Consider the following 12,839-nt stretch of genomic DNA (forward strand, 5'->3'; position numbering starts at 1 on the left):
GTAAATATGCAAAGTTATAAGGACAAAACAGAGCTTATTGAAGAGATCAAAACAAGATACCATCTTTATGATCAGGAGTTTGATGATATTAAAGAAGCTGAAAAAGATCTGTTAAAACCAGGAGTGGATAAAACTCCATCCCAAAATATATCTTATCAAATTGGTTGGACACATCTCATCCTTCAATGGGAATCTGATGAGAAAAAAGGAATTGAAGTAAAAACACCAACTCCAGAATACAAATGGAATAATTTAAAAGGATTATACCAGTCTTTCTATGAACAATATGGCTCCTATAGCTTATCAGATCAAAGAGAACTCCTAAAAAAGCAAGTCAATGAAATCATAAAATGGATTGAAAGTCTTAATGATAATACCCTATTTGTTCCTGAACAGAGAAAATGGGCAACAACATCAGCTAAATGGCCCGTTTGGAAATGGATCCATATCAATACAGTTGCCCCTTTTAAAAATTTCAGGTCACAGCTAAGAAAATGGAAAAAAGAAACCGATACAGAATAATTCTGTACCGGTTTTTTATTATTATGATGTATAAAACTAAGCTAGTTTCATCAATAGATTCTCATCAATCTTCTCTACTTTCACAATATTATTCTTTGTCAAAGTTTTAGAAGCTTTATCCCATTTTTTACCAGATAACTGGCTTCTTTCTTTTACTTCAGCCAAAGACATTGCTTCTTCCTGAGAATTAAGAATTTCAAGAATTACTTTTTCATCTTCTCCCAGTTCAATTTGAGGAACTGCTTTCTCCGGTCTCATCTGAGGGAAGAATAATACTTCCTGGATAGAGGCATTGTTCGTTAAGAACATAATTAATCTGTCCATACCGATTCCTAATCCTGAAGTTGGTGGCATACCATATTCAAGGGCTCTTAAGAAGTCCTGATCGATAAACATTGCTTCATCATCTCCTCTTTCAGATAGAGCCATTTGAGCTTCAAAACGCTCTCTCTGATCAATTGGGTCATTAAGCTCTGAATAGGCGTTGGCAATTTCTTTTCCACATACCATTAATTCAAAACGCTCAGTCAAACCTTCTTTGCTTCTGTGCTTTTTAGTCAATGGAGACATCTCAACCGGGTAATCTGTAATGAAAGTCGGCTGGATGAAGTTTCCTTCACACTTCTCACCGAAGATCTCATCAATTAATTTCCCTTTACCCATCGTTTCATTCACCTCAATTCCAATAGACTTCGCGAAATCATATAATTCCTTCTCTGTTTTTCCAGTGATATCGAAACCTGTAAATTTCAGGATTGCTTCAGTCATAGAAACTCTTGGATAAGGAGCTTTGAAATCTACTTCATGTTCTCCAAACGTAGCTGTTGTAGTTCCGTTTACCTGAATAGCACAGAATTCCAATAATTTCTCAGTGAAATCCATCATCCAGTTGTAGTCTTTATAAGCTACATAGATTTCCATAGCTGTAAACTCCGGGTTGTGAGTTCTGTCCATTCCTTCGTTTCTGAAGTTTTTAGAGAATTCATATACTCCGTCAAAACCACCTACGATCAATCTTTTCAGATATAATTCGTTAGCAATTCTTAAATATAATGGAATATCTAATGCATTGTGATGCGTGATGAAAGGCTTAGCCGCTGCTCCACCAGGAATTGATTGTAGAATTGGAGTTTCCACTTCAAAATATCCTGCATCATTGAAGAAAGTTCTCATCGCATTGAACAATTTTGTTCTCTTCACGAAGATTTCCTTCACTTGTGGATTTACTGTTAAATCTACATAACGCTGTCTGTATCTTAATTCAGGGTCTGTAAATCCGTCGTGTACAACACCGTTTTCATCTGTTTTTGCCTGAGGAAGTGGACGTAAAGCTTTAGTAAGAAGCGTAAAATTCTTTACTAAAACCGTTTTTTCTCCTACCTGAGTAGTAAACAATTCTCCTTCAATACCGATGATATCACCAATATCTAAAAGGTGTTTGTATACTTCGTTATATAATTCTTTATCATCTCCCGGACAAATCTCGTCTCTGTTGAAGTAAACCTGAATTTTTCCTTTAGAATCCTGCAATTCTGCAAAAGAAGCCTTCCCTTGAATTCTGCGGGACATTAATCTACCAGCGATCTTCACCTGTTTACTTTCAGAAAAGTCCTGTTTTATAGATTCTGTAGTATCTGTAATGGTATACTCATCCGCAGGGAACGCATTAATCCCCATTTCAGTAAGCTTATTCAGCTTTTCTCTTCTAATGATTTCTTGTTCTGATAATTGCATTTCTTATTTTTCTAAAAGCGTACAAATTTAGGCATTTTTGAGTTGACCGTCAATTGATTTTTTCAGAAATTTTAAAATGTCAGTCGGAATGGAGTTGAGATACGGGATATGAGGTATTGAAATAAGAGATATAAATTGATGTGTTATTAACTTTAAGCCTTAGACTTGAACTTTAAAAGCTTTTCCTATTCTGTTGAGGAATAAATGTCCACACCAATATTCTACTTATTTTCTGTCCCTGAGCCATATCAATGGTTTTCACCTCTACAGCCTTTACTTTCTTTAAAAGGGTAGTTAATTTATATAAATTTTCTTTTTTTGAAACCAGACAAGTAAACCAAAGAATCTGTGATGAATATTGAGCACTTTCATTAATCATATTGGTAATGAATTTCAATTCTCCGCCTTCACACCATAATTCTGATTGTTGTCCCCCAAAATTGAGCAACGTTTTCCTGTCTTTTCCTTTATTTAAATTCTTTGTTTTTCGAAGATTTCCTTTTATCATAGATTCTTTTGAATCATGAAAAGGGGGATTACACATAGAAAATGTAAACCGGTCTTCAGGATTTAGTATATTTTTGAAAATATACTTGGAATCAGGCTGATGTTTCAATTCAATTGATGAGGACAAATCCGGATTCTGATCCAGGATATATTGTGCATTTTTTAAAGAATCTTCATTGATATCCGTCCCAAGCATCTTCCAACCATAAGATTTATGGGCAATCAAAGGATAAATGAGGTTTGCTCCTACTCCAACATCAAGTCCTTTTACAGAAGTGCCGGTTGGAATTTCACCATTTTTTTCTGCTAACAGATCAGCAATATAATGAATGTAATCTGCCCGACCAGGAATAGGTGGACATAAATTGGTGTCGGGAATATCCCAATCTTTAACATTATAAAAATGGAATAATAAAGCCTTGTTGAGTAATTTTACAGCTTGAGGAATGCTGAAATTAATAGTTGTTGTCCCATGAATATTCACAAAAACATAATGTTTCAGTTCTGGCACACAAGAAATAAGCCGATCAAAATCATAAGGATTACGGTGCAGATTTCTTGTATGCAGACTAGATTTTTCTGTGGACATTTTTTATTTTTTCTGGCTTAGAATATACTCCACCATTTTTTTGGCATCTTCTTTAGACACCTGTGGATGAGCAGCCATAGGGACACCTCCCCAAACTCCACTGCCGCCCTCTATAATTTTGGAAGCCAACAACTCAATATCCTTGTCAGAATATTTGGCTGCGATTTCCTGATAAGAAGGTCCTATCATTCTCTCATTAACAGAGTGGCACCCCGAACAGTCCAATGTTTCCATGATCTGATCACCGGAAAGATTGGACTGAGCTGGAGCTGATGCAGCATCTGAAGACGCTACCTCTGTTGTATTTTCTTTTTTAGAACAGGAAAAGATCAGAAGACCTAAAGCTCCTGCCAAAAATAAGTTTTTCATTATTTCTTCGCTGTAGAATCTGTTTTAGCAGCTTCAGGAGCAGGGGTAGCCGGAGTTGCAGCAGCCGGAGCAGCAGTTTTAGCAGTTGAATCTACCACTGTAGTTGCTTCTGGCTCTTCAAGCATAGTGTTGCTGTCCTGTAATGAGTGATCAGCTTTTTTAGAGCAGCTAGCTAATAATAAACCTCCAATAAATGCGATTGCGAATACTTTTTTCATTTTTTTCTAATTTGAAAGCAAAAATATAAAAAATAAACGTTTCAGCTTATGACAAATGTTTTCTTTGAATAATATTTTTAAACAACAATACTTAATTCAACATATAAAAATAATAATTCAAATACTAGGGAAATTTAAATTCACTTATTACTTTTGTGATATTAATTGTTTACACCAAAACATAACTATTAATTTGAACTTATGACTAAAAAGAATTTATTGAGTAAAACTCTTTTTGTTGCACTCACTGCCCTTTCATTGTCTTGTGACAATTCTTCATCAGATATTCAATCCTCTGAATATTCTGATAAAATCGAATCCGTAACCTTATTAAAAACGACAAAATCATGGGAAGGAACATTGTACCCCAACTATCCGAGTGGACAACCTGAAATTTCTGTACTTAAAATTTCCGTCCCACCTCATAAAGCTTTAGACTGGCACAAACATCCGGTGATTAACGCAGCCTATATAGAAAAAGGTGAAATTCAGATTGAAAAGAAGGAAGATGGTAAAACACAATGGATAAGACAAGGCGAAGTACTTCCGGAAATGGTGAACATTGCCCACAGAGGCAAAACCGGAGATAAAGGAGCAACGTTAATTGTCTTCTACAGTGGATCTCCCGATATACCTATTTCAGAACCGGTACATTAAATTAAAAGCCACTAAGTTCACACAGAGTCTTTCTGATTACATAATCATTTCGCTTAGCCAAAAAATAGTGTCTTTCTAAATAAAATACCTTTCTGAACTGTTTATTGCTGTGATATAAGCTCATTGTGAACTTAGTATTATAGGCTATTTACTTTTACAAATTAATTTCCATTATCTTAACTTCAAAATACCCATTGTACTCTTAATTTTTTTTATAATTTTAAATAGATTTTTGATGATAAGATAAAAGTTATGGTTTTAATTTCGAAAATACTGTTTTTCACCAGCCATCACGGCTTTTATACGGTGATCCTTCTTTTTCTGATTTTTGGATTACTATCCTACCTCACTAAAAAAGCATGGTTTTTAATTCTGGCAATTCCTCTCTCTATTTTAAATGGATTTTGCGGACAGTTTCTAAATGCCTGGTTTCTGAATCAATATGGTATAGAAAGTACCGCTATTATTACTTCCGATGTAGAAACCAATTCTACATTGAATGACATGTACATTCACGATTATGAGGCAGTTGTTAAAAAACAGGATGGGAAATATGTTTCAACATTTTTCTCTACCACAAGCGCAACGATCTATCCTATTGAAAATACCATCAGGATCCCTCCAGTAGAGATTCCTTTTCCTGTAAAATACATTCCGGGATACGAAAAAAATATCGTTATTCTTTATAATCAGTCCGAGGAAGGAAAAGCAGTCCTTAAATACTCAAAACTGGCTCCGGTAAACTCTGCAAGAATTAAATATGAAGCAGACAGAACCAATAAAGAATTCATTGCAGAATATATCAAAGCATTGGAAGGTTATACGGCATCTTATGATGAAGAAAGTTATAAAATAAAGCTGGAAGAGCTCAAAGAAGAACTTAAACAACTGAAATAGAATTACTTTAATATTAAGTTTTTTATTTTTTTGAATTTTTTGTTTTTTGTATTAAAAAAATTTCTACATTTGTCCCAATGTTTACAATGAGCAACAATATTTGGTGGTGGCTTTCAAACTCTTCGTCGGGTCTGAAGTTATTGTCATGTTGCTAAACAAACAGCAGATATAAGTAAAACAATACACAATATAAGGCTTTGACGGATACCGTTAAAGCCTTTTTTTATTCCTACAATCTAAAAAAAATAAAACAGCAGATGTTTACACAAAAAATCAAAATAAAAACCGTTTCGAAAAAAACTCTTGGAGATCTTCATACTCCAATGAATATTTATCTTAAGATCAGAGACAAATTCAGAGACACGATCCTTCTGGAAAGCTCAGATTCAAAAAGTATTGATAACAACTTTTCCTTTATAGCCATCAATGCCGTTGCAGGAATTGAAGTAAAAAACTTAAATGAATTTGAAATCAAACTTCCTGACTCTGCTCCGGTAAAGCAATTCATTATGGAGCGCAATATCTCTGAGATATTTGAAGAGTTCCGTACTATTTTTGATTGTGAAAAAACCAATGATCCTATTGAACAAACTGCACAGAGCCTTTTCGGATATACAAGCTTTGAAGCGGTACAGTTTTTTGAAAACATCAATTTAAAAGCACAAAGTCCGGAAGTAGAAATTCCAATTCTGAGATATAGATTATACCAATATGTAATTGCCATCAATCACTTCAATGACGAAATGCATATTATTGAAAACCAAATGGATGGTGTAAAATCTGAACTACATCTTTTAGAAAACCTCATTAAAAATCAAAATACCCCAGTCTATCCATTTGAAAAAAACGGTCAGGAAACGTCCAATATTACTGATGAAGATTATATCGAATTGGTAAAAACAGCTCAGAAACACTGTATGAGAGGTGATGTATTTCAATTGGTACTGAGCAGAAGATTTGAGCAGAAATTCAAAGGTGATGAATTCAATGTTTACCGTGCTCTAAGAAACATCAACCCCTCTCCTTACCTGTTTTATTTTGATTATGGAAACTATAAACTATTCGGATCAAGTCCTGAAAGCCAGTTAATCATTAAAGACAACAAAGCTATTATTCATCCGATTGCCGGAACTTCCAAAAGAACAGGGAATTTAGAAACAGACCTTCAAGCTATTGAAGTCTTAAAGAATGATCCTAAAGAAAATGCTGAACACACAATGCTGGTAGATCTAGCTCGTAACGATCTTGGAAAGCTGGGTAAAAATGTAACAGTGACTAAACTTAAAGAAATTCAGCTTTTCTCTCACGTCATCCACATGGTAAGTGAAGTAACAGCAGACCTTCCCCAGCAAATCAATCCTCTAGACATGATCTCTGCCACTTTCCCTCAGGGAACCTTAAGTGGAGCCCCAAAACATAAAGCTCTTCAACTCATCAATCAATATGAAAAAGATTCCCGTGGGTATTACGGAGGTTGTATAGGGATTGTCGGATTAAACGGAACCTGCAATCAAGCCATTATGATCAGAACCTTTTTAAGCAAAAACAATACACTATATTATCAGGCAGGAGCCGGTCTTGTTGCAAAATCTGTCCCTGAAAATGAGTTGCAGGAAGTCAATAACAAATTAAATGCCCTGAAAAAAGCAGTAGAAAAGGCAGAAAAAATTGTCGTAGAAAGCTAAGCATCAAAAATCAATTAACCTTCAACAAAAAAGAAATGAATAACAATATCAACACTCAACAATCACCGCTTAAGGTTCTAGTTTTTGATAACTATGACAGCTTTACCTATAACCTTGTTCAGATCATCGAAAGAATCCTGAATCAGAAGGTAGATGTGGTAAGAAATGACCAGATCACTTTGGAAGAAGTCGGAAAATACGATAAAATCATACTTTCTCCAGGACCTGGAATTCCGGAAGAGGCAGGAATTTTACTGGAACTTATTAAAGAATATGCTTCTACTAAAAGTATTTTAGGTGTGTGTTTGGGACAGCAGGCCATTGCAGAAGCTTTTGGTGGAAATCTAATCAATCTGACTGAAATTTTCCACGGAGTGGCTACCACTACTGATTTGGTAAAGGAAAACACCAAACTTTTTAAAGATCTAGCATCAGGGCTTGAAGTAGGAAGATACCACAGCTGGGCTGTTAATCCTGAAAACTTCCCCGATGAATTGGAAGTTACAGCAGTTGATAAAGACGGAATGATTATGGCCCTTCAGCATAAGACCTATGATGTACATGGAGTACAGTTTCATCCCGAAAGTATTTTAACTCCTGACGGAGAGGTAATCATCCGAAACTTTTTAAATCAGTAAAAGTTTAATGAAGTAAGCCAAGTATGAAAACAACAACACAAGATCCATCCATCATAAAAACTCCTCAAATGAAAGAAATATTGCAATACCTGTTCAATCACAATACCTTATCAAAGTCTGAGGCCAAGGCCATGATGATTGAAATTGCTCAGAACAAGTTCAATGCAGCAGAAGTTACAGCCTTCATCAGTGTTTTTCTGATGCGAAATATCACATTAAAAGAATTAGAAGGCTTTAGAGAAGCTCTGTTGCAGATGGCGGTTCCTATCCATATTGATTCCAGTGATGCCATTGATATCGTAGGAACGGGAGGTGACGGAAAAAACACAATCAATATATCAACATTGGCCAGCTTTGTGGTGGCCGGAGCCGGGCAGAAGGTAACAAAACACGGAAATTATGGGGCTTCAACCACTACAGGCTCATCCAATGTACTGGAAGAACTTGGATATCAGTTCAAGAACAGTTCAGAGCAGCTGAATGAAGATCTTGAAAGAGCGAATATCTGCTTTTTACATGCCCCTTACTTCCACCCTGCTCTTCAATCCGTTGGATTATTGAGAAAATCCCTTGGATTAAGAACGTTCTTTAATCTTCTGGGGCCTTTGGTAAACCCTGCAAAACCTCAATATTCCATGATTGGAGTATATAACCTGGAAATTGCAAGAATTTATCAATATCTTTTACAAAAAGAGGAAAAGGATTTTATTTTAGTTCATGGATTGGATGGTTATGATGAGATCAGCCTTACCCACGACAGCAAAATCATCACCAAAAAAGGTGAAGAAATCTATTCTGCAGAAGATTTAGGATTCAATCCTGTAACCTTAGAAGATATTAAGGCCGGAAACACCATTCAGGAAACCGCAAAAATTTTCATGAATATTCTGGAAGGAAAAGGAACGGAACAACAAAACTCCGTGGTTTTAGCCAATGCATCCGTAGCACTTTATCATACTCATAAATTCGGGACGTATGAGGACTGTCTTATGTTGGCTAAGGAAAGCTTAGAAAGTGGAAAAGCATTAAAAACATTTGATCTTTTAATTAATTAAGAATTTAATTTACCTAATAACATTCTAATTTCTAATCTTTACTCATGACCATACTAGATAAAATTATTGAAAGAAAAAAAGAAGAGATTTTGGTTTCAAAGGCTAATATTTCCATCGATCAGTTAAAAAATACAGCATTTTTTGGAAGAAAGAGCTCTTCATTAAAAGAATCCATTAGAAATAAAAGCGGAATTATTGCTGAGTTTAAAAGGCAATCTCCGTCAAAAGGAATCATCAATGATAAAGTTCAGCCTTTAGAAGTTACTTCTGCTTATGAGAACTTTGGGGCAAGTGGGATTTCCATTCTTACGGATAATGACTTTTTTGGAGGAAGTTCTAATGATATTCTGGCCGTAAGAAATCATCTTGGCGTACCAATTTTACGAAAAGATTTCATGGTTGATGAATACCAGTTTTATGAGGCCAAAAGCATGGGAGCTGATGTTATTTTACTGATAGCAGCCTGTCTTTCTCCTAATCAAGTTCAGGAGTTTACAGAATTGGCTCATGAATTGGATCTGGAAGTTTTATTGGAAATTCATACGGAAGAGGAACTGAAACATTTTAATTCTAAAATTGATTTAGTCGGAATTAATAACAGAAATTTAAAGGATTTTAAAGTTGATTTACAACATTCTGTTCAGCTAAAAGATCAACTTCCTAAAGACACATTATCTATTGCAGAAAGTGGGATTTATAATCTTGAAGATTTTAAATATTTAAAGGAAAAAGGGTTTGATGGTTTCCTGATGGGAGAATATTTTATGAGGAATACAGATCCGGCAAAAGCATTTGAAGAGTTTTCTTTACTAATTTGAAAATGTGTCAATTTGAAAATTTGAAAATGGATTTCACTCTGGATAATCAAAAGTCTATAACTATCATGAACCAACAGCAAGCAACCCATTACACCTCTCCTGCCCTTAAAGTCTGTGGTCTGACAAATCTCGACCAGATACAGGAATTGATTGACATCAATACAGATTTCTTAGGCTTTATTTTTTACGAAAAATCGCCACGATATGTTCTGAATCATTTGAGCATTGAAGATATTGCACAGATTAATCATCAGGGAAAAGTTGGGGTTTTTGTCAATGAAAAAATTGAAACCATTGTTGAAATAGCTGAAAAAGGAAAGCTTAATTTGATTCAATTGCATGGTGATGAGGATGACAGCCTAATTACTGAACTAAGAAAACAACTGAACCCAGATGTTAAAATCATCAAAGTGATAAGAATCGGAAATAATACAGCTGAAAACAAAGAGAAAATAGCAAAGATCTTCAATGATAATGCGGCGACCCACAACCTACAACCTATCAACTACTACCTGTTTGATACAGACAGCAAGGCATTTGGAGGAACAGGTCAACTATTTGACTGGAATTTATTAAATGACTTTGATATTCTACTACCCTATTTCCTGAGTGGTGGTATTTCAGAAGAGAATATCAAGAATATGGAAGGATTAAAACAGAAGCCATTTGCCTTAGATATTAATTCAAAATTTGAGATAGCTCCGGGTGATAAGGATGTAAACAGGATTAAAAAATTTAAAACCATCATTCCAAAGAGTCCCAACAGGACGATTTAACCCAGAATTGGAAACATTCCAATCAATATTAGCAACCAATATATCAATGACCAACCCATTCATGACAACATAAATACCAACCACCAAAAAACACACAAATGCCACAATCATTAGTCAAAAATTACATTCATATCGTATTCAGTACAAAATACCGGAATGATTTTATAGATGAAAACATAGAAAATGAATTGTACGCCTACATTGCTACATTATGTAAAGATTTTGAAAGCTATGCATTACAGATTGGCTGAACAGACAATCATATTCACATTCTTTGTAGATTGTCCAGGAAAATTGCATTAATGAAATTGGTTCAGGAAATAAAGGCACATTCCTCAAAATGGATCAAAACAAAAGGCAGGAAATATGAGAATTTCTTTTGGCAGGATGGTTATGGTGCGTTTTCAGTAGGTGACAAAGATGTTCACATTGTGTCAAAATATATTAAAAATCAACGCCAGCATCATCAAAAACAGGATTTTAAAAATGAACTTGTGGAGATATTGGAAAAACATAAAATGGATTATGATGAAAAATTTTTGTGGGATTAGATGCAATGATTATGGCTAAGGATTTTATCCTTTGCTAGGGTTAAGTCGTCCCTTCGAGAATCCTTATGAATTTTGATTATTATGTAATAAACTATGAAATATCAGATTAAACAAGCCAACGAAATAACAGATAAAGAAATTGAACATATTCTGTCGCTCTGGGATGTTTCTGCATGGAACACGATGAAACCTGCCTATTTCCGCACCTTTTTTAAAGATTCGGAGTTTCATTTTCTGATGGATTTACATTCTGAAATTCTGGCCGTTCTCCGGCTTAATTTTGATTTTGCACTGGAAATCTCCGGGGAACAATACCCTTTCGCAGAAGTTGTAGGATTGGTTGCTGCCCATCAAAAAAAAGGATATGGAGCAAAGCTGTTAAAATATTTTAAAGAAAATATTACCCAAAGAAAGATGGAGACCATAGGTTTTTGCCATACTGACCTTCGTCCGTTTTATGAAAAATGCAGTATTGAAATCCTTTATGATAAAGCAAAAGCTATTAAGGAACATACAGGTTCGGAATGGATCAATTCGGAAGATGATGATATTTTAATATTTAATATCTCTCAAAAAGAAAAAGAACAGCTCACTACATTGAGCCCACAAAATAATGCTTATTTAATTACTAAAGAATAAAGAAATGAATTATAAAAACCCTGATGAACATGGATATTATGGAGAATTTGGAGGAGCTTTTATCCCCGAAATGCTTTATCCGAATGTAGAAGAACTGCAAAAGAATTATCTTGAAATCATTGAGTCGGAAGATTTTCAGAATGAATACCAGGATTTGCTTAAAAATTATGTAGGCAGGGCAACTCCGTTGTATTTTGCTAAAAACTTAAGTAACAAATACAATACACAGATCTACTTAAAACGGGAAGATCTCAACCATACCGGAGCTCACAAGATTAATAATGCTTTAGGACAGGTTCTTCTGGCAAAACGCCTTGGAAAAACAAGGATTATTGCAGAAACCGGAGCCGGACAACATGGTGTAGCAACAGCAACAGCCTGTGCCTTGCTTGGTCTTGAGTGTATCGTATATATGGGAGAAATTGATATCCAAAGACAGGCGCCCAATGTAGCCAGAATGAAAATGCTGGGTGCAGAAGTTATAGCAGCCACTTCAGGATCAAAAACACTGAAAGATGCAGTCAATGAAGCTCTAAGAGATTGGATCAATAATCCTGTTACGACTCATTATGTGATTGGAAGTGTGGTAGGACCTCACCCTTTCCCGGATCTTGTAGCAAGATTTCAAAGCATCATTTCAAAAGAGATTAAGGAGCAACTTAAAGAAAAAATCGGGAGAGAAAATCCAGATTATGTGATTGCTTGTGTAGGTGGAGGAAGCAATGCTGCCGGAACATTTTACCATTTTGTAGATGAAAAAGAAGTAAAAATCATTGCTGCTGAAGCTGGAGGTCATGGAGTGGACTCTGGGAAATCCGCAGCTACGACCTTCTTAGGAACGCTGGGGGTACTTCATGGAAGCAAAAGCCTTGTAATGCAAACTGAAGATGGACAGGTCATTGAACCTCATTCAATTTCTGCGGGGCTTGATTATCCTGGAATCGGACCTTTTCACGCGAATTTATTCAAGGAAAAAAGAGCTGAGTTTTTCAGTATTAATGATGATGAAGCCTTGAAATGTGCTTTTGAACTAACCAAACTGGAAGGAATTATTCCTGCTCTTGAAAGTTCTCATGCTCTTGCAGTTTTGGACAAGAAAAAATTCAATGAAGAGGATATTGTCGTTATTTGCTTAAGTGGGCGCGGAGATAAGGATATGGAGACCTATCTTAAAAATTTGTAAA

General features: G+C 35.3%; 14 protein-coding genes and 1 pseudogene. 11 read left to right on the plus strand and 4 right to left on the minus strand.

Annotation, left to right across the window (positions count from 1 at the left end; all coding sequences use genetic code 11):
- The first annotated feature begins 6 nt into the window (after window positions 1–6).
- A complete protein-coding gene (locus EG344_RS03445) occupies window positions 7–522 on the plus strand; it encodes a ClbS/DfsB family four-helix bundle protein (RefSeq protein WP_123908302.1) in 516 nt (171 codons plus the stop codon).
- Between the two features lie 36 nt (window positions 523–558).
- Here the strand turns inward: EG344_RS03445 and lysS are convergent, their stop codons facing one another.
- The 4 genes from lysS to EG344_RS03460 form a co-directional block, all read right to left on the minus strand.
- Window positions 559–2,256 (minus strand): lysine--tRNA ligase, encoded by a 1,698-nt coding sequence (gene lysS, locus EG344_RS03450; protein WP_123860091.1) that lies wholly within the window; start codon window positions 2,254–2,256, stop codon window positions 559–561.
- A 172-nt stretch (window positions 2,257–2,428) separates the two neighbouring features.
- The gene (gene rlmF / locus EG344_RS03455) at window positions 2,429–3,352 is read right to left on the minus strand and encodes a 23S rRNA (adenine(1618)-N(6))-methyltransferase RlmF (RefSeq protein ID WP_185145586.1); all 924 of its coding nucleotides are present in this window, start codon (window positions 3,350–3,352) and stop codon (window positions 2,429–2,431) included.
- Between the two features lie 3 nt (window positions 3,353–3,355).
- Window positions 3,356–3,721, minus strand: coding sequence for a c-type cytochrome (locus tag EG344_RS24125; RefSeq protein WP_123860089.1), 366 nt, complete (start codon window positions 3,719–3,721; stop codon window positions 3,356–3,358).
- Entirely contained in the window at window positions 3,721–3,939 is a 219-nt protein-coding gene (locus EG344_RS03460; RefSeq protein ID WP_123860088.1) for a hypothetical protein, read from the minus strand. The genes EG344_RS24125 and EG344_RS03460 overlap by 1 nt, the downstream gene beginning before the upstream one ends.
- 219 nt (window positions 3,940–4,158) lie before the next feature.
- Here EG344_RS03460 and EG344_RS03465 point away from each other — a divergent pair, with 219 nt between their 5' ends.
- From EG344_RS03465 to trpB, 10 genes and pseudogenes are all read left to right on the plus strand, one after another.
- Complete coding sequence (locus tag EG344_RS03465) at window positions 4,159–4,596, plus strand: cupin domain-containing protein (protein ID WP_228412849.1); 438 nt, start codon at window positions 4,159–4,161, stop codon at window positions 4,594–4,596.
- A gap of 252 nt (window positions 4,597–4,848) precedes the next feature.
- Entirely contained in the window at window positions 4,849–5,493 is a 645-nt protein-coding gene (locus EG344_RS03470) for a hypothetical protein (RefSeq protein WP_123908306.1), read from the plus strand.
- Window positions 5,494–5,750: 257 nt separating this feature from the next.
- On the plus strand, window positions 5,751–7,178 hold the full coding sequence (locus tag EG344_RS03475) for an anthranilate synthase component I family protein (RefSeq protein WP_123908307.1): 1,428 nt from the start codon (window positions 5,751–5,753) through the stop codon (window positions 7,176–7,178).
- A 35-nt stretch (window positions 7,179–7,213) separates the two neighbouring features.
- Window positions 7,214–7,816, plus strand: a complete 603-nt coding sequence (locus EG344_RS03480) for an anthranilate synthase component II (RefSeq protein WP_123908309.1) — start codon at window positions 7,214–7,216, stop codon at window positions 7,814–7,816.
- Window positions 7,817–7,884: 68 nt separating this feature from the next.
- On the plus strand, window positions 7,885–8,871 hold the full coding sequence (gene trpD, locus EG344_RS03485) for an anthranilate phosphoribosyltransferase (RefSeq protein WP_123908311.1): 987 nt from the start codon (window positions 7,885–7,887) through the stop codon (window positions 8,869–8,871).
- Window positions 8,872–8,915: 44 nt separating this feature from the next.
- A complete protein-coding gene (trpC, locus tag EG344_RS03490) occupies window positions 8,916–9,689 on the plus strand; it encodes an indole-3-glycerol phosphate synthase TrpC (protein WP_123908313.1) in 774 nt (257 codons plus the stop codon).
- Window positions 9,690–9,754: 65 nt separating this feature from the next.
- On the plus strand, window positions 9,755–10,465 hold the full coding sequence (locus EG344_RS03495) for a phosphoribosylanthranilate isomerase (RefSeq protein ID WP_123908315.1): 711 nt from the start codon (window positions 9,755–9,757) through the stop codon (window positions 10,463–10,465).
- Between the two features lie 98 nt (window positions 10,466–10,563).
- Window positions 10,564–11,016, plus strand: a pseudogene (tnpA, locus tag EG344_RS23740) (IS200/IS605 family transposase).
- A 93-nt stretch (window positions 11,017–11,109) separates the two neighbouring features.
- Window positions 11,110–11,655, plus strand: a complete 546-nt coding sequence (locus EG344_RS03510; RefSeq protein ID WP_123908318.1) for a GNAT family N-acetyltransferase — start codon at window positions 11,110–11,112, stop codon at window positions 11,653–11,655.
- A gap of 4 nt (window positions 11,656–11,659) precedes the next feature.
- Window positions 11,660–12,838, plus strand: coding sequence for a tryptophan synthase subunit beta (gene trpB, locus EG344_RS03515; protein WP_123908320.1), 1,179 nt, complete (start codon window positions 11,660–11,662; stop codon window positions 12,836–12,838).
- The last annotated feature ends 1 nt before the right edge of the window (window position 12,839 follow it).

The sequence above is a fragment of the Chryseobacterium sp. G0162 genome (assembly GCF_003815715.1).
In the GTDB taxonomy this organism is placed as follows: Bacteria; Bacteroidota; Bacteroidia; order Flavobacteriales; family Weeksellaceae; genus Chryseobacterium.